We start from the raw sequence: 24,865 nt of genomic DNA on the forward strand, positions 1-24,865 counted from the left end.
GCCGGCCGCCCGGCTCACCGCGTCCCGGGCGGCTGCCACTCCAGGAGCAGGATCGTGGCGTCGTCGTGCAGCCCGCCGTGCCGGCCCTCCAGAATGACGTGGATCAGCTGACGGAGCGCTTCCGAGGCGAGCTCGCCGACCGCGGTGGCCCGGATGATGGAGTCGGTGAACCCCGACAGGCCGAAGCGGCCGCCACCGGCCGTGCGGGCCTCGGTCACACCGTCGGTGTACAGCAGCACCCGGTCCCCGGGCTCCAGGGCCTCCCGGTGGACCGTGCGCGGGGCGTCGGCGAGCGCGGCAGGCATGCCCATCGGAGGTTCGCTCGGGCGCTCCAGCGCCTTGTGGACCTGGTGGTCGCGGATCAGCAGGGGCGGCGGATGGCCGCAGTTGCACCAGGTCAGCACCCCGCTGGCCAGGTCCAGCCGGGCGGCGATGCCGGTGCAGTACTGCTCGGGCAGCCACTCGGCGAGCACCGCGTCCACGGTCTTGACGAGTTCCGGCAGCGCGGCGCCCATCCGGCGCGCGCTGCGGCAGCCGGCCATCGCGATCGACGTGGTCAGCCCCGAGGCGAGGTTGTGGCCCATCGCGTCGAGGATCACCGCATGCAGCGTCGATTCGGTCAGCGCATGGTCGAAGGCGTCTCCGCCCAGCCCGTAGGCCGGTTCCAGGACGCCGGTGGACACGGCCCGTGCGCTGCCGACGGTCCGCGGGGGCAGCAGGGAGCGCACCAGCTCGGCGGGCAGCGTCATGGTGTCCGTGCGGGTCTTGCGCACCACGTGGTCGCTGATGCCGCGCTGGGAGGTGATCGCCATGGACAGGACCGCCACCAGGGTGCGGCAGCGGCGCAGCACGGCGCTGTCCAGCGCGTCGACGTGCATGCCCACCACGCCCAGCCGGTCCGCACCGTTGACCAGCGGCAGCCAGGCGATGAGGGAGCCGGCGGGGCTCTCCTCGACGCGCAGCGCCAGCGTGCGGTAGGCCCAGCCGGCCAGCGACTCGTCCACCAGGAGCGGTTCCCCGCCGGAGAGGGGCGTCAGCTGCCGCTGCTGGAGGTCCACGAGGTAGACGGCCACCCGGCGCAGACCGATCCGGGCGGCGTAGCGGTCGACCAGGGCGAGGAAGCGTGAGGGCGGCGCGGTGTGGACGGCGGTCAGGAACTCCTGCAGCAGCTGCTCGCCGTCACCGGCCGGAACACTCTCCACGGCCATCCGCGCGTCCCTCCGAGCACCGTGCATCGCCCTGAACACTGCGAGCCAAGTGTGTTCCGGGCCCCTGCGCCATCCGGAAGCGCCATACGGCCCAACGGCCGCGCCCGCGCGGCAAGCGCCGCCGGACGCGGGAGCCGGCTCCGTTCCGCCCGGGTGCGGATGGGGTGGCGGGACCTGATCCTGAAGCAGTGGAGCCATGTGCGTGGTGTGGCGTCGCCGCTCGCGGGCACCCGCCGGGCAGGAGCACGCAGCAACAGCACAAGGAACCCGACAAGGCAGCATGTCGCGGTACCGCCGTGGCAGCGGAACGGACACGCATGAGCAATGGATTCATGGGTCCGGAGGGCTACGGCCCGGACTCGTTCGGTGACTTCCTCGCCCGCTTCTTCGGTGCCGCGCAGTCCGCGAGCGGTGAGCCGGGGCAGCCCGCGCCCCGGCAGGCGGACATCGCGCGCATGATGAGCGGGCCCGCCCGGGACCTGGTGACCTCCGCAGCCGCTTACGCCGCCGAGCACGGCAGTCCGGAACTCGGCACCGAGCACCTGCTGCGGGCCGCCCTCGCCGCCGAACCGACCCGCACCCTGCTGCGACAGGCGGGGACGGACCCCGACGCGCTGGCAGCCGAGATCGACAGCAGCGCCGGTTCGGGGCCGAAGCAGTCCAGCGTCGCCGTGACCCCCGCGGTCAAGCGGGCCCTGCTGGGCGCGCACGACCTGGCGCGGGACAACGGCGCCTCGTACATCGGCCCGGAGCACGTCCTGGACGCGCTGGCGGCCAACATGGACTCGGCGGCGGGGCGCATTCTGAACCTCGCCCACTTCGATCCGCAGGCCGCGCCGCAGAGCGGCCACGGGGTCCCGCACGTGGCCCCCGAGCACGGCACCCCGCCGAAGCACGACACCCCGACCCTGGACAAGTTCAGCCGCGATCTCACCGACCTGGCCCGGGCGGGCCGGATCGACCCGGTCATCGGCCGCGAGGACCAGATCGAGCAGACCATCGAGGTGCTGTCGCGACGGGGGAAGAACAACCCGGTGCTGGTCGGTGACGCGGGAGTGGGCAAGACGGCAATCGTCGAGGGCCTGGCCCAGCGCCTCGCCGACGGCGACGTCCCCGAGAACCTGTCGGGCCGGCGCGTCGTCGCCCTGGACCTGACGTCCGTGCTCGCCGGCACCCGCTACCGCGGTGACTTCGAGGAGCGGATGAACGCCATCATCGAGGAGGTCCGCGCGCACCCGGACTCGCTGATCGTCTTCATCGACGAACTGCACACGGTCGTCGGCGCCGGCGGCGGCAGCGGGGACGGCGGCTCCCTGGAAGCGAGCAATATGCTCAAGCCGGCCCTGGCCCGCGGCGAAATGCATGTCATCGGCGCCACCACGCTGGAGGAGTACCGGCGCAACATCGAGAAGGACGCCGCGCTCGCCCGCCGCTTCCAGCCCATCCTCGTGCCCGAGCCGGATGTCGCCGACACGGTGGAGATCCTGCGCGGGCTGCAGGACCGCTACGAAGCGCATCACCAGGTCCGCTACACGAACGAGGCGCTGCTCGCCGCGGTCGAACTCTCGGACCGCTACATCGCCCACCGCTTCCTGCCCGACAAGGCGATCGACCTGCTCGACCAGGCGGGCGCACGGGTCCGGCTCCGCTCGGGAGCCAAGGCCACCGACGTCCGCGATCTGGAACGCGAGCGGGAGCAGGCGGTGCGGGACAAGGACCAGGCGGTCGCCGCCGAGCAGTACGAGCGGGCCACCGAGCTGCGTGACCGGGTCGCCGCCCTCACCGCGCGGATCGAGGCCGGCCGGGGCGAGCCGCCGACCGACCGCCGGATCGTGCAGGTCACCGCCGAGGACATCGCCGAGATCGTGTCGCGGCAGACCGGTGTGCCGGTGAGCAGTCTGACCCAGGAGGAGAAGGAGCTGCTGCTCGGCCTGGAGGAACGGCTGCACACCCGGGTGATCGGTCAGGACGACGCGGTCACGGCCGTCTCCGAGGCGATCCTGCGGTCCCGGGCCGGCCTCGCCGACCCCGACCGCCCGATCGGCAGCTTCCTCTTCCTCGGCCCGACGGGTGTGGGCAAGACCGAGCTGGCCCGTGCGCTCGCCGAGGCGCTGTTCGGCAGCGAGGAGCGGATGGTGCGCCTGGACATGAGCGAGTATCAGGAGCGGCACACGGTCAGCCGGCTGGTCGGTGCTCCCCCGGGATACGTCGGCCACGAGGACGCGGGCCAGCTGACCGAGGCGGTGCGCCACCACCCGTATGCGCTGCTGCTGCTCGACGAGGTCGAAAAGGCGCACCCCGATGTCTTCAACATCCTGCTCCAGGTCCTCGACGACGGGCATCTGACCGACTCCCAGGGCCGCCGGGTCGACTTCAAGAACACCGTCATCGTGATGACGAGCAACCTCGGCTCCGAGGCGCTGAGCGGCGGCCGCGGGGTGCTCGGTTTCGGCCCGGACGTCACGGGGGCGGAGGCGGGCGACGGCGCGCGGGAGCGGGCGCTGGGTTCCCTGCGCGAACACTTCCGCCCGGAATTCCTCAACCGGCTCGACGAGATCATCGTCTTCCGGCGGCTCACCGACGACCAGCTGCGGCAGATCACCGGCCTGTTGCTCGACGGGACCACCCGCAGGCTGCGCGCCCAGGACATCTCCATCGAGTTCACCCCCGGTGCCGTGGACTGGCTCACGCACCGCGGCCACCAGCCCGAATACGGGGCGCGGCCGCTGCGGCGCACCATCCAGCGCGAGGTCGACAACACGCTCTCGCGGCTGCTGCTGGACGGCGCGCTGTCGGAGGGCGGCGCGGTGCGTGTGGAGGTGAAGGACAGCGAGCTGGTGTTCCGCACCGAGGAGAAGCAGGAGGGGGGCCCGGATGGCACCGCTGGGCCCGCGTGACACCTCCCAGGGCCGCCATGAGTCGCCGGAAGAGCGGGCCGACCGGCGGTGGAACGAACTTCTGCAGGAGGTCCGGGTCATCCAGACCGGTGTGCAGATCCTCTTCGCGTTCCTGCTCACCGTCGCCTTCACCCCGCGCTTCGCCACGCTGGAGCCGACGGACAAAATCATCTACGTGGTGACGGTCCTGCTGGGGGCGGCCACGACCGGCGCACTGATCGGTACGGTGACCTTTCACCGGCTGGTCACCGGGCACCGGCTGAAGCCGGAAACGGTCCTGTGGGCCTCCCGCCTGGCCTTGCTGGGCATCGTTCTCCTGCTGGCGACGGTCGCCTCCGCGCTGCTGCTGATCCTGCGCATCGCGCTGCACAACTCCGCCGTCCCCTGGATCGTCACCGGGCTGGTCGCCTGGTTCGTGATCTGCTGGTTCGTGCTGCCCGCGGGGGTCCTGCGCCACTATTCGTCCCAGGACTGAACCGGTATCGGTCCGAGGGCCGAACAGGGCTCACGCCCGCCGGCCGGCCTGCGCCGGAGGAGGGCGGGCCCGCACACCGACGGCCCCGCACGTCAACGGCCGCCAAGGGCGCGGGCCGAGACCCAGGTCAGGGTCTCGGCCCGCGCCCTTGGCGGCCGTTGACGGCCGTTGCGCCGTCGCCCGTCAGGCGCGCGCGGAGGCCGGACCCACCCGGCGCGGGCGGTAGAGCAGCGCCGCGCCCGCGAGTGCGGCGCTGACGACCGCCAGCCCCACGGCCAGCAGCTCGGGCCACATGCCCGCCTCGCCCAGGCCGCTGCCCAGGGGAGAGAGCACGCCGGCCCGGGACAGCGCATGCAGGGCGATGATGACCATGGCCGCGGCGGCGCTCACCGTCCAGACCAGGGCGGTGTCACGCATCGCCAGCCAGCCGGCCAGCAGCAGGTACACGACGGCGATGGCCATCGAGAGCCCGGCGGCCGCCTGGGCGCCGTGCAGGTGCGACGAGTGCACCGGCAGATGGCTCAGACCGCACAGCGCCAGGGCCGCGGCCGCGGGCCAGCGCAGTACGGACCGCAGCACGCCGGGGACCGCGTAACCCGGCTGCGGAGCCGCCTCGGCCGGCGAGGCCCACGGCGGGGCGCCGTGCCGCATGGTGTCGGCGGGCTGCCGGGACCATGGGGGGTGCTGGGGCGGCCGGCCCATCGCGGATTCACGCTGCGCGCTGGACAGCGGCTGACCGTTGTGGTCCAGGGGGCGGACATCGGGGTCGAGCACGTGCAGGGACGCGGTCGGCTCGGGTTCGCCGTGGCCGCCGTGACTACCGGGGCCGGGCGGGAAGGGGTCCGGCGGGAAAGGGTCGGACACCCCGTGGCGACCGTCGCTGCCGCCCTTCGTACGGTCGAACAGCTCGATCAGCTGCGCCACCTCCTCGACGGACCGGTCGACGGCCACCGCGCGCAGCGCTTCCTGGCTCGATTCCGCGGTGTGGGGGGTGGCCCGCAGCATGTCGAAGAGCGCGGCGACCTCGCTCACCGGCCGGGAAACCACCGCCATCCGCAGGGCTTCATCGCCGGGGTTGGGAACGTCGCCGCTGCGCTTGAGCAGTTCCACCAGGGCGGCGACTTCCTCCAAGGGCCGATGGGTGACTGCCTCCCACAGAAGGGTGTGGGACGAGTTGTGCTCAGGGGGCATGGGCGGAAAGTGCTCGCCGGGTCCTGTCGATGACAGTTCGGCGTCGCCCCCACAGAGTGCTGGTTCGGATGTCATGGAGGGACTCCACTGAACGAGGGGAGCGTCAAACACCAGGAGCGCTGACACTCGGCGGACGTTGAGAGTGCTGTGCCTCAGCCAACGTCCCTTCGGTGTGCCCCCGCCATTCAGGAAGGCCATCCGGTGGAGACACGCCGGTACGCCCGGGCGCGCCGCCCCCGGCGGCCCCTGTGACGGCGGACGTATCCGCCCCACCACGAGACGTGACGCTTCGACGTGCCGAGGCCCGCCGGGCCTGATTCGCTGGTAGGTGGAGCTCCATACACCACACCGGTGAAGGACAGATCATGAGCGCAACAGGAGAATCCCACGGACGCATCCAGCAGATGCGCGACAAGGCCCAGGAACTGCAGGCGGCCGCGGAACGCGCCGGCGACCCGGAGGAGCGGAAGCGGCTCCAGGAGAAGGCCCGCAGGCTCCTGTCCCAGAGTGAGCAGGAAAGCGGTATGGCCAGCGGAGACATCTACCCCTCCGAGTGAGGCCGGACCGGCCGGGCCGCGCCGTTCCGCGTAGGGCTTCGCCGTCCCACTTGAGGCCTCGTGCGGGGCGTCGCCGAGCGTCCGGCTGTTCGAGTGGCTTCGCGGCGGGCACCGGTCAGCGGTCGGTGCGGCCGGGAAGCGGTGACCGCATGATTCCCTCCGAGCCCCCACGGGCCGCCGGGGCCGTGGCCCGGACGGTGTCCGGGCCGTCCACGGCCGGCCGTGCGGGCTACGACGAGCACTTCCTCGGGGTACCGGTACCGCTGCCGGTGCCCGCCGGTCCCGCCGTGGAGACGGTGGTGCTGCCCTACACCCACTTCACCGTGGTGCTGCGACCGGACCGGCGGATGGCGGCGGCCACCGCGGTCTGCATCGACGGTGAGCGGCTGCCGCCGCAGGTGCCGCCGGAGCGCGACTGGCAGCTCGATCCGCGGCTGGACAAGGACCGGCAGACCGGCGAGGAGGTCTACCGGAACAACTCCCTGGACAAGGGGCATCTGGTGGGCCGGCTCGATCCCGTGTGGGGCGAGGCCGCCGAGGCCCACCAGGCGCATGCGGACACCTTTCACTACCCGAATGCCGCCCCGCAGGCGGATGTGTGCAATCGGAGCAGGCAGGTCTGGGAGGGGCTGGCGGGCTATCTGCTCGACCACGCCGCCCGGCCCGGCCGCAGGCTGGCCGTCCTCACCGGACCCGTACTGCACGACTCGGACCCGCCGTACCGGGGCGTCCAGGTACCGCTGCGCTTCTGGAAGGTGGCGGCGTTCCTCCGGGACGGCTCGCTGGCGGCGACGGCGTACGCACTCGACCAGAGCCCGGACCTGATCTGGGACGCCGAGCGTGCCCTGGCCGGGGCAACACCCGGGGCGCCCCCGGTGCTGGGCGCCTTCCGGACGTTCCAGGTGCCGGTGACGGATGTCGCCGAGCTCACCTCGCTGAACCTGGGCCCCCTTCCTGCCGCCGATCTGATGCCCGTCGCACGCACCCCGGAGGACCGCTGGAAACGGCTCGCCTCACACGACGACATCGTGCTGCAGCGCCGCTGAGGGGCCAGAGCCGCGAGCCGTACGACCCGAGGGTTGGGGGCTCCCCCTTGTACGGCACCGTGTGGGCGGGCCGCCCCTGCCTATTTGACGAATTCGGTGGTGTAGGTCTTCTTCAAGTCCACCGTGGCGTTCTTGAGGTTGGGGTTGAAGGCCTTCAGGACGCGTTCGACGGTCGCGGGGCCGTCGGCCGGCATCACCCCGTCCTTGGTGAACATCGGCAGGGTGTCCTTGATCGACCGGGCGTACAGTTCCTTGCCGCCCTGCGCGTAGTCGGACGGCATCTTCGCGGCGATCTGTTCGGCGGTGTGCGTGGACATCCACTTGAGGGTCTTCACGAAGGCGCGGGCCAGCTTCCGCACGGTCTCCTTGTGGCTGTTCACCCAGTCGGTGTTCATGTAGAGGCTGGACGAGGGGTAGGCGCCGCCGAGCGCCTTCTTCGAGCCCTCGGGGGTGCGCATGTCGATGAGGATTTTGCCGAGCTTCTTGTCCAGGATCTGCGCGACCGTGGGGTCCGTGGTCATCCCGCCCTGGATCGAGCCCTGCCGCAGAGCTGAGATGAAGGTCTGGCCGGCGCCGACCGCCACCGGGGTGAACTCGTTGGTCTGCACCCCGTTCTTCACCGCGAGGTACTTGGTCAGGAAGTCGGTGGAGGAGCCGAGGCCGGTGACGCCGAGCTTCTTGCCCGCGAAGTCCTTGGCCGAGGTGAGGTCACCGGCCGCCTTGTCGGAGACGACCTCGACCTCGCCGGGGGCGTGCGCGAGCTGGACCACCGATTCCACCTGCTTGCCCTTGACCTGCAGATCGAGGGTGTGGTCGTAGAAGCCGACGACGCCCTCTACGTCGCCGGAGACCAGCGAGGTGGTGGCCTGCACACCGGCCGGTTCGGTCAGCAGCGTGACGTGGACGCCTTCGTCCTCGAAGTAGCCGAGTTGCTGGGTGAGTCTCGCGGGCAGATAGATGACCTTGTCCAGGCCGCCCACCATGATCTTGATCTTGCCGTTCTTGTCATCGGAGCCGGCGGCCGGGGAGCCACCGCAGGCGGTGAGGGTGGTCAGGGCGAGGGCGGTGGCGGCCACGGCGGCCGAGATCTTCCGTGCGGTGGGCATGGTCACGTCCTTGTGAGGTGGAAAGGAGAAGGAGGGAAGGGGGCTGCGAGGGGCGCGAGGCTCAGCGGCCGTCGCCGGCGTCGGCCGGCTTCCAGCGGAAGAGCCGCCTTTCGAGGAAGGCGAGCAGCCCCTCGGCGAGCAGGGCGACGACGGCGAGGATCACCATCGCGGCGTAAACACCGGCCGCGTTGAAGGTGCCCTGGGACGCCGAGACCAGCAGACCCAGGCCCTTGGTCGCCCCGATGTACTCGCCGACGATCGCGCCGATCAGCGCGAAGCCGAAGCTGACATGCAGGCTGGTGAAGATCCATGAAGTGGCGGAGGGGATCACCACCTGCAGGGTGACCTGGCGGTTGCTCGCCCCCAGGATCCGGGAGTTGGCGACCAGGTTGCGGTCGACCTCCCGGGCGCCCTGAAAGGCGTTGAAGAAGACCGGGAAGAAGACGAGGACCACGGCGGAGGCGACCTTGGAGGCCGGCCCCAGACCGAACCAGATGAGGAAGATGGGGGCCAGGACGATGCGCGGCAGTGCGTTGAGCACCTTGATGTACGGGCCGAGCACATCCGCCAGGAAGCGGATGCGGCCGAGCGCGATCCCCAGCACCACACCCCCGATGACGCCGATCACCCAGCCGAGGAGCGCTTCGTAGAGCGTGTACCAGATCTGCTCCCACAGCGAGCCCTGCGGGGTGCCGTGCAGCGCCCACTGGCTCATCTGGTTCCAGATCCTGGAGGGCATGGAGAAGTTGAACGGGTCGATGACGGCGGCGCGGGCCAGCCACTCCCACAGTCCGGTCAGCGCGACGAGCAGCAGCACCCGGGTGCCGTGGACCAGGAGCTTGTGGTGGCGCGCGGCCCGGGCCCTGGCCTGTGAACGGTCCGTACGGCCCGCTCGGGGCTTGGCCGGAAGCGCGGTCTCGGTCTCAGGCGACATCCGCGGCACCCCTCTCGCGGGTGATACGGACCTCTTCGCCGAGCGAGGACCAGATCTCCCGGTAGATCTCCAGGAACCGCGGCTCCAGCCGGACCGATTCGACCTTGCGGGGGCGCGGCAGATCGATCGCGAAGACCTCCTTGACGGTTGCCGGGCCCGCGGTCATGACGACCACCTTGTCGGCGAGGGCGATGGATTCCTCCAGGTCGTGGGTGACGAAGACGACGGAGGCGCCGGTCCCCGACCACAGCTCCAGCAGTTCGTCCGACATCAGCGCCCGGGTCTGCACATCGAGGGCGGAGAACGGCTCGTCCATGAGCAGGATTTCGGGGTCGTTGACGAAGGTCGCGGCGAGGGCGACTCGTTTGCGCTGCCCACCGGAGAGCTGGTGCGGATAGCGGTCCTCGAACGCCGCAAGACCGACCCGGGCGAGCCATTCCCGTGCCCGCTCTCTGGCCTCGGGCTTCGGTACGCCGCGGAACCGGGGGCCGGCCATCACATTCGACAGCACGGTGCGCCAGGGGAAGACCGCGTCCTGCTGGAAGACGAACCCGATCTTGTCCCCGATGCCGCGCACCGGCTCCCCGGCGACCAGTACGTCGCCTTCCGTGGGCTCTTCCAGGCCGCTGACCAGGGTCAGCGTGGTGGATTTACCGCACCCGGTGGGGCCGACGACCGCGACGAACTCACCGCGTTCGACGACCAGATCCAGGTCCCGGACGGCCGTGTGCAGCGCCCCCGAGGGCGTCCGGAAGGCCTTGCTCGTACCCCGCAGTTCGATCGCGGGGCTCGTGTGGCTGTTCATGGGTCGGGAGGCTAGGAGTGATCCGGGCCACAGCGGCAGCCTTGTGGGCGCAAGCGACCTTTCTGCGCGCAAACCCTGTTGTGCTCATTTTGCTCACGCTAGAACGGCTAAGTCGTCACCAGGGGGTGTGCGGGCGCTCACGCACGGCTTACGGTGCGGTGATCGCGAAGTAAAAGGTGCGGGCCCTCGCGAGGTGAAAGACGCAGGCATCGCGCAGCGAAAAAGGACGATTCGGTTCCGCAAGGGTGCGGAGGGCGGAGACAAGGGAGACCCGATGCGGATCCGCTGGCCCCGACGGGTCTTTGCACAGGTGCTCACCGCGCAAGTCGCCCTGACCACCGGTGTCATGGTGCTCGCCACCGGCCTGTTCCTCGCCCCGCTCAGCTCCGAGCTGGACGACCAGGCGATGCGCCGGGCGCTGTCCATCGCCCAGACCACCGCCGCCGCACCGGACCTCGCCCGGGAGCTGGTCACCACCGAACCGGCGGCGCACGGGCCGGTGCAGGCCGAAGCGGAACGGATCCGTACCGCGACCGGGGCGCTGTACGTCGTCGTGATGGACACCCACGGGGTGCGCTGGTCGCACACCCACACCGACGAGATCGGCCGGCATGTCTCCACGGACCCGAGCCGGACCCTCGCCGGGCGGCAGGTGCGGCAGATCGACACCGGGACGCTGGGGCGGTCGGCCCGCGCCAAGGTGCCGCTGCGCGACGACCGGGGCCGGATCGTCGGCGCGGTGTCGGTCGGTATCGCCTACGACAGTGTCCGGGGGCGGCTGTTCGGCACCATCCCCGCGCTGCTGCGGTACGCGGGCGCGGCGCTGGCCGTCGGGGTGCTGGCCGCGGTCGCGCTCTCCCGGAGGCTGCGGCGTCGTACGCACGGGGTGGCGTTCGCCGATATCTCCGCCCTGCTCGACGAGCGGGAGGCGATGCTGCACGGCATCCGGGAGGGCGTCGTCGCCTTCGACCGGCGCGGCCGCATCCGGCTGGTGAACGACGAGGCCGCGCGGCTGCTGGGCCTGGACGCGCGGGCCGCGGGCCGGGCCCTGGACGAGGTGCTGCCGCCGGGGCGGACGACGGATGTGCTGGCCGGGCGGGTGGACGGCACGGATCTGCTGGCCGTCAGCGGCGGGCGGGTGCTGGTCGCCAACCGGATGCCGACCCAGGACGGCGGGGCGGTGGTGACCCTGCGGGACCGCACCGAGCTGGAGCTGCTGGGCCGCGAACTGGACGGCACCCAGGGGCTGCTGGACGCGCTCCGGGCCCAGGATCACGAACACGCCAATCAACTGCACACCCTGCGCGGGCTGCTGGAGCTGGGCCGGTACGAAAGGGCGGTGGAGTTCGTCAGCGAAGTGGCCAGCGCCCAGCGGGCCTCCGCGGAACAGATCGCGGAGCGGGTGCACGACCCGCTGCTGTCCGCACTGCTCGTCGGCAAGGCCGCCGTCGCCGCCGAACGCGGGGTGTCGCTGCGGGTGTCGTCCACGACGCTGCTGCCCGATGCGGTGGTCGACCCGCGCGACCTGGTGACCGTGCTGGGCAACCTCATCGACAATGCGCTGGACGCCACCGGGGAGCGCCGCCGCGACGAGCCGTTCGTCGAGGTGGAGTTGCGGGCCGAGCACACCACCGCCGTGCTGCGGGTCTCGGACACGGGGCCGGGGGTGCCGCCGGAGCTACGGGAGCGGATCTTCGCCGAGGGCTGGTCCACCAAGGCCGCCGCGCGCGCCCCCGGAACCGCGCCGTCCGCCCGCCCGGTGGCTTTCCACCGCGGCCGGGGCATCGGCCTCGCGCTGGTGCGCCGGCTCGCCGAGCGCTACGGCGGGATGGCCCGGGTGACCGCCCGCGCGGGCGGCGGTGCGGTCTTCACCGTCGTCCTCCCCGAAGCACTCGCCCGGCACGACGACGCGCCCGTGCGCCGGCTCACCACCGCGGGAGAGCCACGGTGAAGCGGGCGAATCACGACGAAAGGAGTACCACGGTGACCGGAGTGCCACGACGGCCGGAGCGCCGCGACGGAATGGGGCACCGCAAGGCAACGGGGCATCGCAAGGGAACAGGGCGCCGCGAGCGAACTGGGCTCCGTGTGGGAACGGAGCCGCCGGCGCGAAGACCCCTGCCGAGCGGAGCATCACGATGATCGATGTCCTGGTCGTGGACGATGACTTCCACGTCGCCGAGATCAATGCCGCGTATGTGTCCCAGGTATCCGGCTTCCGGGTCACCGGCCGTGCCCACACCGCCGCCCAGGCGCTGGCCTCCCTGGAGCGCACCCCCGCCGATCTGGTACTGCTCGACCACTACCTGCCCGACGAAACGGGCCTGTCACTGGTGCGACGGCTCCGCCAACTCGGCCACCGCACCGACGTGATCATGGTGACCGCCGCCCGTGACGTCACCACGGTCCAGGACGCGATGCGCTGCGGCGCGCTGCAATACCTCGTCAAACCGTTCGGCTTCTCCGGGCTGCGCGCCAAACTTGAGGGCTATGCGGCGCTGCGCCGCACCGTGGAGGGGGTGGGGGGACGCGGCGAGGCGGGCCAGGAGCAGGTGGACCGGATCTTCGGCGCCTTCCGGACCACCGACTCCCCGCACACCGAACTCCCCAAAGGCCACTCGGCGGCGACCGTCGACCTGATCCGCCGGGTCCTGGACACCGCCGGGCACCCGCTGTCCGCCCACGAGGTGGCCGAACGCGCCGGCGTCAGCCGCTCCACGGCCCAGCGCTACCTCAAACACCTCGAACGCAGCGGCCACATCACCCTCACCCTCAAATACGGCGACACCGGCCGCCCCGAACACCGCTACCGCTGGGCGAGCAGCCACTGAACGGCCGAAACCGGTGGCGAACGCCCCTATGCCGCCGTGCTCGCGCCGGCGGCACGGACCGAACTCGCCACGGAAGAGATACGCCAACTCGGCGCTCTGCGCGGAGCCTCCGCCCGCCTGCGCAGCCATCTCGGCCGGCGCCTCGGTCTTCGCGCTTGACTCACCGTCCAACGACTGGGGGCGGACGCAGGCAGGCCTTTGACCGGCTGCCGGGGCCGGCCATCAGGCAAGGAAGGGCGCAACTGCCCCCACGCATCCGACTCGGCCGCCTCAAGCGTCGTGATGTGCCGTACAGTTCACGCATTCACAAGCCAGGGACCGCTGAAGTACCGGAGGGGAACACCATGCGCCCGTACAGCCGAAGCGCTGCATTATTCATCGCCGCTCTGACCGCCACCGGAGCCGTGGCCGGCTGCTCATCGGCTTCCGGCGACGCCTCCAAAAAGCCTTCGGCGTCTTCCACCGCTGCCGGGCCGGAGAAATCCGCGGACGCACCCAAGGGAGCGACCGAGCCTCCCGCCCTCTCCATCGGGAAAACCCGCACCTACACCGCGAGGGACAATTCCGGCAACGCCACAACGATGTCTGTCACCTTCCACGCCGCGAAGTACGTCACCCCATCGGAAATCGGCGAAGCAAAACCCAAGGGCTCCTACGCCATCATCACCGTCGAAGTAACGAATACAGGCCACCAGGACGGCACCTTCACCCCGTACCGGAACATGAAATGGAAGGACAAGGCCACGACAGAGCAAGAGGTGTCGACGCTGATATCAACCGGCACCCAGGACGTCGGCACCACATACCATCCTGGCCAGGGGGTGACCGGAGATATCGTCCTCGACGTGCCACAGAAGGGCGGCAGCGTCACCTACTACGACACACGGGGAACCGCCTCGCTCCGCTTCGAGATGCCGTCCCGGTAGACCTCACGGAGGCACCTCAGCGCCGCCCGCCCGCGCCCTGGCCCAACTGGCCGTCCACCGTAGGTCACTTACGGGACGGCCTTTAGGCTGCCTGTCATGAATGCCGCGACTCCTGGTGGGACCAGCCCCGAGCTTGACCTTCTCGACGCGGGGCAGCTGTCCGGCGATCCGGAGCTGGCGGCCGGGTTCGCCGTGGCGGCGCACCGGATCCTGGCGGAGCTGGTCCGGGGCGGTGCCCCGCTCGGCTGGACCGATCCGCCCCCGGCGGACGAGGTGGCGGAGCTCGTCGGGCGGGTGCTGCGCGCCGCGCGGGCCGGGGACGGCGCGCTGCGGGCGGCGTACGCCGGGCGCCGGCTGGTCGGGCTGGGGTACTGGCTGCGCTATGCCCGTCCGACCAATCGGCAGCACGCGGACCTGGAGAAGCTTGCGGTGGCGCACGGGGCGCACGGGCGGGGTGTGGGCCGGTCGCTGACCGCCGCGCTGGTCGGGGACGCCCGGGAGGCCGGGATCGAGGTCCTCACCCTGGACGCGCGGGCCGATAACACCCGGGCGCTGGCCCTCTACCGGTCGCTCGGCTTTCGTGAGTACGGCCGTCTCCCCGACTTCGTCGCCATGGGCGGACGCCGCTACGACAAGGTCTTCTACATGCTGGACTTCCGCGGAAGCGGGCAGCCGGGACGGCCGCAGCAGCCGGAGCAGCCGGAGCGGCCGGAGCGGCCGGAGCGGCAAGCCCCGCACCGGCAGTAGCGGCTTCGTCACGAAGAGGCGCGGGATCCGCCTCCGGGAGACCCCCTGCGTCCCACCCCTTGACAGCTCCCCCGGCCGGGCCTGACGATCCCGGGGTGAACCTGTCAGACAGCCAGACAGCTGGCGAGGCCCCCCGTCGGATCAGCGCCATGGAAGCGGTCCTGCACCATCTGCGCGACGCCATCGAGCGGGGTGACTACGCGGTCGGGGACAAGCTCCCCTCGGAGGCGGAGCTCTGCCGTCGGCTGGAAGTGAGCAGACCCGTGCTCCGGGAGGCGCTGCGCGCGCTCCAGACCATGGGGCTGACCGTCTCGCGTACCGGCAAGGGCACCTTCGTCGTCTCCGACGGCGCGGTGGCGGACCCCACCTTCGGCGACTACGCGGCGAGCGACCTCCTGGAAGTGCGCCGGCATGTCGAGATCCCGGTGGCCGGTTACGCGGCGCTGCGCCGTACGCCGGAGGACCTCGACCAGCTGAACCGTCTGCTGGAGCGGATGGAGCAGGAGACCGACACCACCGCATGGGTGGCGATGGACTCCCTCTTCCACCTCGCCGTCGCGCAGGCGGCCCGCAATCCGGTCTTCCGCCGGGTCATCGAGGAGATCCGCGATGCGCTGGCCCGCCAGTCGGCCTTCCTCAATGAGCTCGGCGGGCGGCGCGAGCAGTCGAACCGCGAGCACCGGGCGATCGTCGAGGCGCTTGTCGACAGCAGTGAGCACGACGCGGTGGAAGCCATGGCGCACCACCTCGCCCGCGTCGAGACGACGCTGACCACCATCGTGCGGCCACCACACCGTGCGGGCCCCTCCACGGAAGACGAGGATCACGCGTGAGCGAGCAATCCCTCCGGCAGGCGGAACGGCAGCAACGACAAGCAGTGGGGCAGGACGGCGCGCAGCGGTCGTCCGGCGAGCACATGGACGCCGGTGACGCCGGGTACCAGAAGTCCCTCACGTCCCGGCACATCAACATGATCGCGATCGGCGGGGCCATCGGCACCGGGCTCTTCCTCGGCGCGGGCGGCCGGCTCGCCGGCGCCGGGCCGTCGCTGGCGGTGGCGTACGCGGTCTGCGGCCTGTTCGCCTTCCTGGTGGTGCGTGCGCTGGGTGAGCTGGTGCTGCACCGGCCGTCCTCGGGTGCGTTCGTGTCGTACGCCCGCGAATTCCTCGGTGAGAAGGGGGCGTTCGTCGCGGGCTGGATGTACTTCCTGAACTGGGCGACCACCGGGATCGCCGACATCACGGCGGTGGCGACCTATACGCACTACTGGGGCATGTTCTCCCACGTCCCGCAGTGGGTGATCGCGCTGATCGCGCTCGCGGTCGTGCTGACCGTGAACCTCATCTCCGTGAAGTTCTTCGGTGAGCTGGAATTCTGGTTCTCGCTCGTCAAGGTCGGTGCGCTGGTCGTCTTCATGCTGATCGGCATCTTCCTGCTCGTCACCCGGCACCCGGTCGGCGGCACCACCCCCGGCCCCTCGCTGATCGCCGACCACGGCGGGCTCTTCCCGACCGGGGCCCTGGCGATGCTGCTGGTCATCCAGGGTGTGGTGTTCGCCTACGCGTCGGTCGAGCTGGTCGGTGTCACGGCGGGCGAGACCGCGGATCCGGCGAAGGTCATGCCGAAGGCGATCAACTCCATCATGTGGCGGGTGGCGCTGTTCTACGTCGGCTCGGTGGTGCTGCTGGCGATGCTGCTGCCCTGGACCTCGTACTCGGCCGCCGAGAGCCCCTTCGTGACCGTGCTGTCCCGTGTCGGGATACCGGCCGCGGGCGGCGTGATGAACCTCGTCGTGCTCACCGCCGCGATGTCCAGCCTCAACTCCGGCCTCTACTCCACCGGGCGCATTCTGCGCTCGATGGCGATGTCCGGCTCCGCGCCGCGGTTCACCGGGGTGATGAGCCGCAGCCAGGTCCCCTACGGCGGCATTCTGCTCACGTCGGGGATCTGCGTCCTGGGCGTGGGGCTCAACTACGTCGTGCCGAGTGAGGCGTTCGAGATCGTGCTGAACTTCGCGGCGATCGGCATCCTCAGCACCTGGGCCATGATCATGATCTGTCATCTGCTCTTCTGGCGGAAGGCCAGGGCCGGGATGCTCGTCCGCCCCGGCTACCGGCTCCCCGGCTCGCCCTGGACCGAGAGCGTGACGCTGGCCTTCCTCGCCCTCGTCCTGGTGCTGATGTGGGCCGACGGCGGAGCCGGCCGCACCACCGTGCTGGCCCTGCCCGCGATCGTGGCCTTGCTGGTCGGCGGCTGGTTCCTGGTACGGGGCCGGGTGGGCGCCCTCCGGGACGCGGCGGCAGGCGAGAGCGGCGGGCCGGCGACCACCGGCGGCACCGACAGCACCGGCGATACGGCCGGACCCGGCAGCGTGGCCGGACCCGGCAGCACCGCACCCACCCCGCACCCCGGGGACGACCCCGGCACCGACAGCCCCGGCGGCCCGAGCAGCACAAGCAGTACCGGCAGCACCGGCAGTACCGGCAGTACCGGCAGCACAAGCAGTACCGGCAACACCAATAGCTCCAACCGCTCCAACAGCACGGAAAGCACCGAGAACTGATCATGAGTCAGAGCAGCACCACCCTGCCGCCGCACCGCACCGCGGGCGCGCCGCCCGTGGTCCGCGAACCGGCCCACGTGCCCGTCGCCCATGTGGTGCGCGGCGGACTCGTCGAGGGCGTCCACCACGGCTCGGTCGTGGTGCTGGCGGCCGACGGGAGCGTGGAATTCCAGGCGGGCGACATCGAGGCCGCGTTCTATCCGCGCTCGGCGCTCAAGCCGCTCCAGGCGGTCGGCCTGCTGCGCGCGGGGCTGCCGCCGCTCGACGACGAGGCGCTGGCCCTGGTCGCGGCCAGCCACTCCGGCGAGGAACCGCATCTGGCCACCGCCCGGCGCATCCTCGCCGTCGCCGGGCTGGCCGAGGACCAGCTGCGCAATGTCCCCGATCTGCCGTACGACCCCGCCGTACGGGACGAATGGATCGGCCGTGGCCTCGGGCCCACCCGGCTCGCGCAGAACTGCTCGGGCAAGCACGCGGCCATGCTGCTGACCGCCCGCACCCGGGGCTGGCGGCTGGACGACTACCTCGACCCGGGGCATCCGCTGCAGCAGGAGCTCGCCGCGACCGTGGCGGACCTCACCGGCCAGGGCATCGCCCACGTCACCGTCGACGGCTGCGGCGCCCCGCTGTTCGCCGTGTCCCTGCACGGTCTGGCCCGGGCCGCGGCCCGGCTGGCGTCGGCCGCCCCCGGCACCGGCGAGGGCAGGGTCGCCCACGCCATGCGCGAGCACCCGACGATGGTCTCCGGCAGCGGCCGGGACGTGGCCCGCCTGGTAGAGGCGGTGCCGGGCCTGCTGGCCAAGGACGGCTTCGAGGGGGTGCAGATCGCGGCGCTGCCGGACGGGCGGGCGGTCGGCGTGAAGATAGCCGACGGCGCCGACCGCGCCCGGATGCCGGTGACGGCGGCGGCCCTGGCGCACTGCGGAATCGACCCCGGCGTCCTCGCCCCCTTCGCTTCCACCCCCGTCATCGGCGGTGGCGCACCGGTCGGCACGCTGCGGGCGACGGACGCACTGACCTCACGCGGCGCCTGACGCCGGCCCCTCCCTCCCCTGGGCCCCTCCCCTGGGCCCCCTCCCCCTCGCAAAGGACCACCTGCACCATGACTGCCGCCCGTCACCGCCGCGAACACGATCTGCTCGGCGACCGCGAGATACCCGCCGACGCGTACTGGGGCGTGCACACCCTGCGCGCCGTGGAGAACTTCCCCATCACCGGTACGCCGATCGCCACCTACCCGCACCTGATCGATGCGCTCGCCGCCGTCAAGGAGGCCGCGGCCCGCGCCAACGAGGATCTGGGGCTGCTCGATTCCGAGCGGGCCGACGCGATCGCCGCCGCCTGCCGGGAGATCCGGGACGGCGGGAAGCTGCACGACCAGTTCGTCGTCGATGTCATCCAGGGCGGTGCCGGTACGTCGACGAACATGAACGCCAACGAGGTGATCGCCAACCGGGCGTTGGAGCTCCTGGGCCACGACAAGGGCGACTACCGCCGGCTGCACCCCAACGAGCACGTCAACCTCAGCCAGTCGACGAACGACGTCTACCCGACGGCCGTCAATGTCGCCACGATCATCGCCGTGCGGGAACTGCTCGACGCGATGACCGTGCTGCGCGAGGCCTTCGCCGCCAAGGCCGAGGAGTTCCGCGACGTTCTCAAGATGGGGCGCACCCAGCTCCAGGACGCGGTGCCGATGACCCTGGGCCAGGAGTTCTCGGCGTACGCGGTGATGCTGGAGGAGGACCAGAGCCGGCTGGCGGAGGCGGTCCTGCTCATCCACGAGATCAACCTCGGCGCCACGGCCATCGGTACCGGCCTCAACGCCCCCCTGGGCTACGCCGAAGCGGCCCGCGAGCACCTGGCCGCCCTCACCGGCCTGCCCCTGGTCACCGCGGCCAACCTCGTCGAGGCCACCCAGGACTGCGGGGCGTTCGTCCATCTGTCGGGTGTCCTCAAGCGCGTCGCCGTCAAGCTCTCCAAGAGCTGCAACGATCTGCGGCTGCTCTCCTCGGGACCGCGGGCGGGCCTCGCGGAGATCAACCTGCCGCCGGTGCAGGCCGGTTCGAGCATCATGCCGGGCAAGGTCAACCCGGTGATCCCGGAGGTCGTCAACCAGGTCGCCTTCGAGGTCATCGGCAACGACGTCACCATCACCATGGCCGCCGAGGCGGGCCAGCTCCAGCTCAACGCCTTCGAGCCGGTGATCCTGCACTCCCTCTCGGAGAGCATCACCCACCTGGGGGCCGCCTGCCGCACCCTCGCCGAGCGCTGCGTCGCGGGCATCACCGCCAACACCGAGACGCTGCGCGCAAGCGTGGAGAACTCCATCGGGCTGGTCACCGCGCTCAACCCGCACATCGGCTACACCGCGGCCACCGCGATCGCCAAGGAAGCGCTCGCCACCGGGCGCGGCGTCGCCGAACTGGTCCTGGAGCAGGGACTGCTCCCGGCCGACCGGCTCGCCGCCCTGCTGCGCCCGGAGGAGATCGCCGGCACGGGCCGGGAGGCGGCCGGCGTCTGAGCCCTCGCCGTCCCGCGGCAGCCGCGGGATCGGATCCCGTACGGGCCGGGCAGGCACCCCCACCGGGAGGGCGCCTGCCCGGCCCGCCGTCTTCGGCGGCTGCGGTGTGCCCCGGCTGCCGCCGCCGCTGTACCTGGCCGGAACCGCCGTGGTCACCATCGTGGGAGTGCTGCTGGGCCGGGATCCGGCGCACGATGAGGACGAGGAGTTCACCCGCCCGGCGAAGGGCGCCGGGCGGTCGCCGGGGAGGATGGTCCGGGAGACACCCGGCCGCTGAGGCGGGCGCCCGGCACCGGGTTCCGCAGAGTTCCGACGACACCGACCGGCACGAGACCGACCCGCACGAGAGAAGAGAGATCCGTATGCGCATCGCGCTGTGCCAGATGACGGCATCGACCGATCCGAAGGAAAACCTCGTGGACGTCCAGGACCAGGTCCGTCGCGCGGCGCGCGAGGAGGCCCGGCTGGTGGTCCTGCCCGAGGCGGCCATGGTGCGGTTCGGGGCGCCGCTCGCGGCGGTGGCCGAGCCGCTGGACGGGCCGTGGGCCGAGGGCGTCCGGGCGGTTGCCCGGGAGACGGGGGTGACGGTGGTGGCGGGCATGTTCACCCCCGCGCCCGACGGGCGGGTGGCCAACACCCTGCTGGCCACCGGCCCCGAGGTCGAGGAGTCCTACGACAAGATCCATCTGTATGACGCGTTCGGCTTCCGGGAGTCCGACACGGTCGCCCCGGGCCACCGGGTGGTCACCATCGATGTCGACGACGTCCGGGTGGGCCTGGCGACGTGCTACGACCTGCGGTTCCCGGAGCTGTTCCGGGCGCATGCGGACGCCGGGGCGACGCTGTCGCTGTGCCCCGCGTCATGGGCCGCGGGGCCGGGCAAGCGGGCGCAGTGGGACCTGCTGGTGCGGGCGCGCGCCCTGGACGCGACCGTCTGGATGGCGGCCGTGGACCAGGCTGCCCCGGATCCGCAGGTCGACCCCGAGGCGCCCGCCGCGGCGCCGAACGGCGTCGGGCACACCGCGCTGGTCGGCCCCGACGGAACCGTCCGCGCCCAGCTGGGCAGCACGCCCGACCTGCTGATCGCGGACGTGGATCCCGAGGAGGCCAGGCGGGTGCGACGGGCCGTGGCGGTGCTGGACAACCGGAAGCTGTAGGTCTGTCGGCCGCCGGGTCAGGCGGCCAGGAGGATGCGCCGGGTCGCCTTGATGTGGCTGTCGATGGCCGCACAGGCGGCCACGGCATCCCCGGACACCAAGGCGTCGAGGATCCGCCGGTGCTCGGCAAGCACCTCGTCCTGGCGATTGCGGGAGCGGTAGAGGGCCAGGACGCCGGCCCGGATCTGGCGGCCGCGCAGGGCGTCGTACTGGCGGCTCATCAACGTGTTGCCGACGGCGGCGACGAGAGTGGCGTGAAAGCGGTGGTCGGCGTCGATGAACTCCTTGGTGGTCGCCTCGCCCCGCAGGGTGGCCTGGTGGGCCAGGATGTCCGCCATCTCGTCGACGGGTGCGGTCCCGTCGTCCGCCGTTCGCTGCGCGGCGAAGCGCTCGATCAGGCCGCGCATCTCCATCAGCTCCCTGATCTCGCGGCCGGACAGCGGGGCGATGTGCGCGCCGCGCTTGGGCACCAGCCGCACCAGGTCCTCGGCGGCGAGCAGCAGCAGGGCCTCGCGGATCGGAGTGCGGGAGACGCCGATCCGGTCCGCGATCTCCTGCTCGGACAGGAACCGGTCCTGCATCTCCGGGTCGGTCAGCACGCTGTCCTTGAGATACGCGTAGGCCTTCTCGCGCCCCGACTGCATCGCCCGCTCTCCCCCGCTTCTCCGGAAATTGCATACAACACGTATGCGCAGGCTACATGGTGCGCGCCCGCCTCGACGCGCCGTGTACACGCCGTTCCTGACGGAACGCCATATGTCCCCTCGGCTCCCCGGGCGCGGCCGCTGCCCCGCACCGCCGGAGCCCGGCCCCGGAGCCCGCACCGCTCATACGTCGGTACGGATCACCACCTCCAGGGCGCGCGGGCCGTGCACGCCCTCCACCCGCTCCAGCTCGATGTCGGAGGTGGCCGAGGGGCCGCTGATCAGGGTGGTCGGGTGCTCCGGCCGGAGGCATGCCACCGCCTCCGGCACACCGGTCCGCACCGACGACAGGTCGACGACGCACACATGCAGATCGGGGACGAGGGTCAACGCGCGCCGTCCCTGATCCGCCGCGGCGGCGTCCAGGAAGATCGTGCCGGTCTCGGCGCAGCTGACGGCGGAGGCCGTCACCACCCCGTCCAGCACGTCGAGCCGGGGCGCCGGAATGTCGGGCGAATCGGTGCGGACCTCCCCGCCCCACCCGGCCACCCAGGCCGGATCGAGACCCGGAGGGACCCCGACCGTCTGTGCGCCGTGTGCCCGTAGCGCCTCGGCGATCACCGTCGCGGTGGTGCCGGCCGTGCAGGTGCGCACCTGTGCCTTGTAGTCGACGAGCCGGTCGACGAAGAGGGCGAGCCGTTCCCCGTCGGGGAGGGCGCGTCCGGTGCGGTAGGCGCGGGGGACGGTCACCTCGGGCCGGTCGGAGCGGGCCAGCGCGTCCTGGACGCGTCGCAGCACCGTCTCCCGTGCGGTCGCGGTCACTGTTCCTCCTGGGAATCGTCGTCGCTGTGCCGTGCGCCGTCCTCCGCCGCCGCCCGCATCGCGGCCGCGCCGTCGGCGGAGGCGAACCAGGAGCGGAAGGACTGCTTCGGCGGGGCCGGGGTGTCCCGGCTGTCGCTCCAGCCCCGGAACGGCGGCGGCAGACGGGAGAACGTGCCGTTCCGCCCCGCCACCACGCGCCCGAGCCCCGCCGCCCGCTGTGCGGCCGTGAACAGCTTCGGCTGCTTCATGACCCCGGCCGCGGCCTTCATCGCCAGCTTCTCCGCGGTCGTTCCCGACTGTTCGGTGTGCTGGTGCCGCAGCTCGACCAGCAGCGACGGTATGTCGATCTTCACCGGGCAGGCGTCGAAACAGGCTCCGCACAGGCTGGAGGCGTACGGAAGCGAGCTGTTGGGGTCGTCCTTGGCGGCGTGCATACCGGCGAGCTGCGGGGTGAGCACCGCGCCGATCGGGCCGGGATAGGTCGACCCGTAGGCGTGGCCGCCGGTCCGCTCGTACACCGGGCAGACGTTGAGGCAGGCCGAGCAGCGGATGCAGTTCAGCGCCTCGCGCCCGATGGTGTCCGCGAGCGCCGCCGTCCGCCCGTTGTCGAGCAGCACGAGGTGGAAGTCCTGCGGGCCGTCGCCCGGCGTCACGCCCGTCCACAGCGAGGTGTACGGGTTCATCCGCTCGCCGGTGGAGGAGCGCGGCAGCAGCTGGAGGAAGACCTCCAGGTCCTGGAAGCGCGGCAGGACCTTTTCGATGCCCATCACGGTGATCAGCGTCTCGGGCAGGGTCAGGCACATCCGGCCGTTGCCCTCGGACTCGACCACCGACAGGGTGCCGGTCTCGGCGATCCCGAAGTTGGCGCCGGAGACGGCCACCGTGGCGGTCATGAACTTCTCGCGCAGATACGCGCGGGCCGCGGCGGCCAGTTCGGCGGGGGTGGCGTCCAGCCCGGGGTCGACGCCGGGGATCTTGCGGAGGAAGATCTCCCGGATCTCGTTGCGGTTGCGGTGGATCGCGGGGACCAGGATGTGGGACGGACGGTCGTCGGCGAGCTGCACGATCAGCTCGGCCAGGTCGGTTTCCAGGGCGGTGATGCCCTGGCTCTCCAGATGCTCGTTGAGGCCGATCTCCTGGGTGGCCATCGACTTGACCTTCAGGACCTCGTCGCTGCCGGTCCGCCGGACCAGCCGGGTGACGATCTCGTTGGCCTCGATGCCGTCGCGCGCCCAGTGGACGGTGCCGCCGTGCTCGGTGACCTTCCGCTCCAACTGCTCCAGCAGCTCGGGCAGCCGGTTCATGGTGTCGGTCTTGATCGCCGAGCCGGCGTCGCGCAGGGCCTCCCAGTCGGGCAGTTCACCGGTGACGTCCAGGCGCTTGGCGCGGATGGAGTGGGTGGCCTTGCCCAGGTTGCGGCGCAACTGCTCGTTGTCCAGCTCGTCGTGGGCGGCCCGGGGGAAGGTGCGTTCGCCCCGCAGATGGCCCGTCCCGTACGGGGAGCGCGGGGGGACGGCAGGCATACCGAGGAAGGTGCCGCGCGCCGAGGGACCGGTCGTTGTGCTCATCGGACGGCCTCCGTCAGGACGTGCGGCGCGGTGCGGGTGGCGGCGAGGATCTGCGCCAAGTGCAGTGTCCGGGTACCGGACTTGATGCGTGAGAGACCGCCGCCGATGTGCATCAGACAGGACGAGTCGCCCGCTGTGCACACCTCGGCGCCGGTGCCGGCGATGTGGTCCATCTTGTCCCGCAGCATCGCGGAGGACGTGCCGGCGTTCTTGACCGCGAAGGTGCCGCCGAAGCCGCAGCATGCGTCGGCCTCGGGAAGTTCCACCAGGTCGATGCCCTCGACGGCGCGCAGCAGCCGCAGCGGCTTCTCGCCCACCCGCAGCAGCCGCAGGGAGTGGCAGGTGGGGTGGTAGGTCACGCGGTGGGGGAAGTACGCGCCGACGTCGGTCGCGTCGAGCACGTCGACGAGGAATTCGGACAGCTCGTACGTCTTGGTCTTCACGTCCGCGACCCCCGCGCGCAGCGCGGCGTCCCCGTACCGTGCGGCGACGAGCTCGTGCTGATGGCGGACCGAGCCCGCACACGACCCGGACGGCATCACCACCGCTTCGATCGACGGGTCGCCGAACTGCTCGGCGAAGTTCCGCACCAGCGGCACCGGCTCCCGCTGATAGCCGGTGTTGACGTGCATCTGGCCACAGCAGGTCTGCTGCGGCGGGAACACCACGTCGTGCCCCAGACGGGCCAGCAGGACCGCGGTGGATTTCACCGCCTCCGGAAAGAGCGTGTCTCCCAGACAGGTGGCGAAGAGCGCGATGCGCATGGAACCTCCCTCGCTTATGGTCCGACCATACTCGCTTCGAACCTAAGAAGAAAAGTAAGGGCACAGTTTGGTCCGACCTTATTGACATGGGACATCTTCA

The 24,865-nt window shown here is 71.4% G+C and carries 22 protein-coding genes and 1 pseudogene; 14 read left to right on the forward strand and 9 right to left on the reverse strand.

Features of this window, described 5'->3' with window-relative positions:
- Nucleotides 1–14 precede the first annotated feature (14 nt).
- Nucleotides 15–1,208, reverse strand: a complete 1,194-nt coding sequence (locus CFW40_RS02825) for a PP2C family protein-serine/threonine phosphatase (RefSeq protein ID WP_088796233.1) — start codon at nucleotides 1,206–1,208, stop codon at nucleotides 15–17.
- A 317-nt stretch (nucleotides 1,209–1,525) separates the two neighbouring features.
- Here CFW40_RS02825 and CFW40_RS02830 point away from each other — a divergent pair, with 317 nt between their 5' ends.
- Nucleotides 1,526–4,105, forward strand: a complete 2,580-nt coding sequence (locus tag CFW40_RS02830; RefSeq protein ID WP_088796234.1) for an ATP-dependent Clp protease ATP-binding subunit — start codon at nucleotides 1,526–1,528, stop codon at nucleotides 4,103–4,105.
- Nucleotides 4,083–4,580 (forward strand): DUF6328 family protein, encoded by a 498-nt coding sequence (locus CFW40_RS02835; protein ID WP_088796235.1) that lies wholly within the window; start codon nucleotides 4,083–4,085, stop codon nucleotides 4,578–4,580. The genes CFW40_RS02830 and CFW40_RS02835 overlap by 23 nt, the downstream gene beginning before the upstream one ends.
- A 183-nt stretch (nucleotides 4,581–4,763) precedes the next feature.
- Here CFW40_RS02835 and CFW40_RS02840 read toward each other — a convergent pair whose 3' ends face one another.
- Nucleotides 4,764–5,771 carry a hypothetical protein gene (locus CFW40_RS02840; protein ID WP_256331619.1) on the reverse strand — a complete coding sequence of 336 codons (1,008 nt, stop codon included), beginning with the start codon at nucleotides 5,769–5,771 and terminating at the stop codon, nucleotides 4,764–4,766.
- A gap of 365 nt (nucleotides 5,772–6,136) precedes the next feature.
- Between CFW40_RS02840 and CFW40_RS02845 the strand changes: the two genes are divergently transcribed.
- Both CFW40_RS02845 and CFW40_RS02850 read left to right on the forward strand, forming a co-directional pair.
- Nucleotides 6,137–6,328 carry a DUF6381 family protein gene (locus tag CFW40_RS02845; protein WP_088796236.1) on the forward strand — a complete coding sequence of 64 codons (192 nt, stop codon included), beginning with the start codon at nucleotides 6,137–6,139 and terminating at the stop codon, nucleotides 6,326–6,328.
- A 149-nt stretch (nucleotides 6,329–6,477) separates the two neighbouring features.
- On the forward strand, nucleotides 6,478–7,374 hold the full coding sequence (locus CFW40_RS02850) for a DNA/RNA non-specific endonuclease (RefSeq protein ID WP_088796237.1): 897 nt from the start codon (nucleotides 6,478–6,480) through the stop codon (nucleotides 7,372–7,374).
- Nucleotides 7,375–7,454: 80 nt separating this feature from the next.
- Here CFW40_RS02850 and CFW40_RS02855 read toward each other — a convergent pair whose 3' ends face one another.
- From CFW40_RS02855 to CFW40_RS02865, 3 genes are all read right to left on the reverse strand, one after another.
- Complete coding sequence (locus CFW40_RS02855; protein WP_088796238.1) at nucleotides 7,455–8,480, reverse strand: ABC transporter substrate-binding protein; 1,026 nt, start codon at nucleotides 8,478–8,480, stop codon at nucleotides 7,455–7,457.
- Nucleotides 8,481–8,541: 61 nt separating this feature from the next.
- The gene (locus CFW40_RS02860; protein WP_088796239.1) at nucleotides 8,542–9,414 is read right to left on the reverse strand and encodes an ABC transporter permease; all 873 of its coding nucleotides are present in this window, start codon (nucleotides 9,412–9,414) and stop codon (nucleotides 8,542–8,544) included.
- Entirely contained in the window at nucleotides 9,404–10,219 is an 816-nt protein-coding gene (locus CFW40_RS02865; RefSeq protein WP_088796240.1) for an ABC transporter ATP-binding protein, read from the reverse strand. The genes CFW40_RS02860 and CFW40_RS02865 overlap by 11 nt, the downstream gene beginning before the upstream one ends.
- A gap of 274 nt (nucleotides 10,220–10,493) precedes the next feature.
- Here CFW40_RS02865 and CFW40_RS02870 point away from each other — a divergent pair, with 274 nt between their 5' ends.
- From CFW40_RS02870 to CFW40_RS02910, 10 genes and pseudogenes are all read left to right on the forward strand, one after another.
- The gene (locus tag CFW40_RS02870; protein ID WP_088796241.1) at nucleotides 10,494–12,170 is read left to right on the forward strand and encodes a sensor histidine kinase; all 1,677 of its coding nucleotides are present in this window, start codon (nucleotides 10,494–10,496) and stop codon (nucleotides 12,168–12,170) included.
- 187 nt (nucleotides 12,171–12,357) lie between these two features.
- Complete coding sequence (locus CFW40_RS02875) at nucleotides 12,358–13,050, forward strand: response regulator (RefSeq protein ID WP_088796242.1); 693 nt, start codon at nucleotides 12,358–12,360, stop codon at nucleotides 13,048–13,050.
- Nucleotides 13,051–13,394: 344 nt separating this feature from the next.
- Nucleotides 13,395–13,976 (forward strand): DUF4352 domain-containing protein, encoded by a 582-nt coding sequence (locus CFW40_RS02880; protein WP_088796243.1) that lies wholly within the window; start codon nucleotides 13,395–13,397, stop codon nucleotides 13,974–13,976.
- A gap of 96 nt (nucleotides 13,977–14,072) precedes the next feature.
- Entirely contained in the window at nucleotides 14,073–14,723 is a 651-nt protein-coding gene (locus CFW40_RS02885) for a GNAT family N-acetyltransferase (RefSeq protein ID WP_088796244.1), read from the forward strand.
- A 95-nt stretch (nucleotides 14,724–14,818) separates the two neighbouring features.
- Nucleotides 14,819–15,556: a FadR/GntR family transcriptional regulator gene (locus CFW40_RS02890; protein WP_088796245.1), complete on the forward strand. Its 738-nt coding sequence runs from the start codon at nucleotides 14,819–14,821 to the stop codon at nucleotides 15,554–15,556.
- Nucleotides 15,553–17,031, forward strand: a pseudogene (locus tag CFW40_RS02895) (amino acid permease); the annotation flags it as partial. The gene CFW40_RS02890 and the pseudogene CFW40_RS02895, both read left to right, overlap by 4 nt.
- A 257-nt stretch (nucleotides 17,032–17,288) precedes the next feature.
- Nucleotides 17,289–18,320, forward strand: a complete 1,032-nt coding sequence (locus CFW40_RS02900; protein ID WP_088796246.1) for an asparaginase — start codon at nucleotides 17,289–17,291, stop codon at nucleotides 18,318–18,320.
- Nucleotides 18,321–18,388: 68 nt separating this feature from the next.
- The gene (gene aspA, locus CFW40_RS02905) at nucleotides 18,389–19,810 is read left to right on the forward strand and encodes an aspartate ammonia-lyase (RefSeq protein ID WP_088796247.1); all 1,422 of its coding nucleotides are present in this window, start codon (nucleotides 18,389–18,391) and stop codon (nucleotides 19,808–19,810) included.
- Between the two features lie 106 nt (nucleotides 19,811–19,916).
- Complete coding sequence (locus CFW40_RS36940; protein ID WP_176956593.1) at nucleotides 19,917–20,087, forward strand: hypothetical protein; 171 nt, start codon at nucleotides 19,917–19,919, stop codon at nucleotides 20,085–20,087.
- Between the two features lie 85 nt (nucleotides 20,088–20,172).
- Entirely contained in the window at nucleotides 20,173–20,967 is a 795-nt protein-coding gene (locus CFW40_RS02910; protein WP_088796248.1) for a carbon-nitrogen hydrolase family protein, read from the forward strand.
- Nucleotides 20,968–20,984: 17 nt separating this feature from the next.
- Here CFW40_RS02910 and CFW40_RS02915 read toward each other — a convergent pair whose 3' ends face one another.
- The 4 genes from CFW40_RS02915 to CFW40_RS02930 all read right to left on the reverse strand — a co-directional run bounded on the left by CFW40_RS02915 (nucleotide 20,985) and on the right by CFW40_RS02930 (nucleotide 24,765).
- On the reverse strand, nucleotides 20,985–21,611 hold the full coding sequence (locus tag CFW40_RS02915; protein WP_088796249.1) for a GntR family transcriptional regulator: 627 nt from the start codon (nucleotides 21,609–21,611) through the stop codon (nucleotides 20,985–20,987).
- A 183-nt stretch (nucleotides 21,612–21,794) separates the two neighbouring features.
- A complete protein-coding gene (locus CFW40_RS02920) occupies nucleotides 21,795–22,433 on the reverse strand; it encodes an LUD domain-containing protein (protein WP_088796250.1) in 639 nt (212 codons plus the stop codon).
- Nucleotides 22,430–24,001 carry a lactate utilization protein B gene (locus CFW40_RS02925; protein WP_088796251.1) on the reverse strand — a complete coding sequence of 524 codons (1,572 nt, stop codon included), beginning with the start codon at nucleotides 23,999–24,001 and terminating at the stop codon, nucleotides 22,430–22,432. Before CFW40_RS02925 ends, CFW40_RS02920 begins: the two co-directional genes overlap by 4 nt.
- Nucleotides 23,998–24,765 carry a (Fe-S)-binding protein gene (locus CFW40_RS02930; RefSeq protein WP_088796252.1) on the reverse strand — a complete coding sequence of 256 codons (768 nt, stop codon included), beginning with the start codon at nucleotides 24,763–24,765 and terminating at the stop codon, nucleotides 23,998–24,000. The genes CFW40_RS02925 and CFW40_RS02930 overlap by 4 nt, the downstream gene beginning before the upstream one ends.
- Between the last annotated feature and the right edge of the window lie 100 nt (nucleotides 24,766–24,865).

Origin of the sequence: Streptomyces sp. 2114.4, from assembly GCF_900187385.1 — a bacterium.
GTDB classification, from domain to species: Bacteria; Actinomycetota; Actinomycetes; order Streptomycetales; family Streptomycetaceae; genus Streptomyces; species Streptomyces mooreae.

Coding starts and splice junctions, on each gene's coding strand:
- CFW40_RS02825 (WP_088796233.1), bottom strand. CDS start 1,208: ATGGCCGTGGAGAGTGTTCCGGCCGGTGACGGCGAGCAGCTGCTGCAG.
- CFW40_RS02830 (WP_088796234.1), top strand. CDS start 1,526: ATGAGCAATGGATTCATGGGTCCGGAGGGCTACGGCCCGGACTCGTTC.
- CFW40_RS02835 (WP_088796235.1), top strand. CDS start 4,083: ATGGCACCGCTGGGCCCGCGTGACACCTCCCAGGGCCGCCATGAGTCG.
- CFW40_RS02840 (WP_256331619.1), bottom strand. CDS start 5,771: ATGCCCCCTGAGCACAACTCGTCCCACACCCTTCTGTGGGAGGCAGTC.
- CFW40_RS02845 (WP_088796236.1), top strand. CDS start 6,137: ATGAGCGCAACAGGAGAATCCCACGGACGCATCCAGCAGATGCGCGAC.
- CFW40_RS02850 (WP_088796237.1), top strand. CDS start 6,478: ATGATTCCCTCCGAGCCCCCACGGGCCGCCGGGGCCGTGGCCCGGACG.
- CFW40_RS02855 (WP_088796238.1), bottom strand. CDS start 8,480: ATGCCCACCGCACGGAAGATCTCGGCCGCCGTGGCCGCCACCGCCCTC.
- CFW40_RS02860 (WP_088796239.1), bottom strand. CDS start 9,414: ATGTCGCCTGAGACCGAGACCGCGCTTCCGGCCAAGCCCCGAGCGGGC.
- CFW40_RS02865 (WP_088796240.1), bottom strand. CDS start 10,219: ATGAACAGCCACACGAGCCCCGCGATCGAACTGCGGGGTACGAGCAAG.
- CFW40_RS02870 (WP_088796241.1), top strand. CDS start 10,494: ATGCGGATCCGCTGGCCCCGACGGGTCTTTGCACAGGTGCTCACCGCG.
- CFW40_RS02875 (WP_088796242.1), top strand. CDS start 12,358: ATGATCGATGTCCTGGTCGTGGACGATGACTTCCACGTCGCCGAGATC.
- CFW40_RS02880 (WP_088796243.1), top strand. CDS start 13,395: ATGCGCCCGTACAGCCGAAGCGCTGCATTATTCATCGCCGCTCTGACC.
- CFW40_RS02885 (WP_088796244.1), top strand. CDS start 14,073: ATGAATGCCGCGACTCCTGGTGGGACCAGCCCCGAGCTTGACCTTCTC.
- CFW40_RS02900 (WP_088796246.1), top strand. CDS start 17,289: ATGAGTCAGAGCAGCACCACCCTGCCGCCGCACCGCACCGCGGGCGCG.
- aspA (WP_088796247.1), top strand. CDS start 18,389: ATGACTGCCGCCCGTCACCGCCGCGAACACGATCTGCTCGGCGACCGC.
- CFW40_RS02910 (WP_088796248.1), top strand. CDS start 20,173: ATGCGCATCGCGCTGTGCCAGATGACGGCATCGACCGATCCGAAGGAA.
- CFW40_RS02915 (WP_088796249.1), bottom strand. CDS start 21,611: ATGCAGTCGGGGCGCGAGAAGGCCTACGCGTATCTCAAGGACAGCGTG.
- CFW40_RS02925 (WP_088796251.1), bottom strand. CDS start 24,001: ATGAGCACAACGACCGGTCCCTCGGCGCGCGGCACCTTCCTCGGTATG.
- CFW40_RS02930 (WP_088796252.1), bottom strand. CDS start 24,765: ATGCGCATCGCGCTCTTCGCCACCTGTCTGGGAGACACGCTCTTTCCG.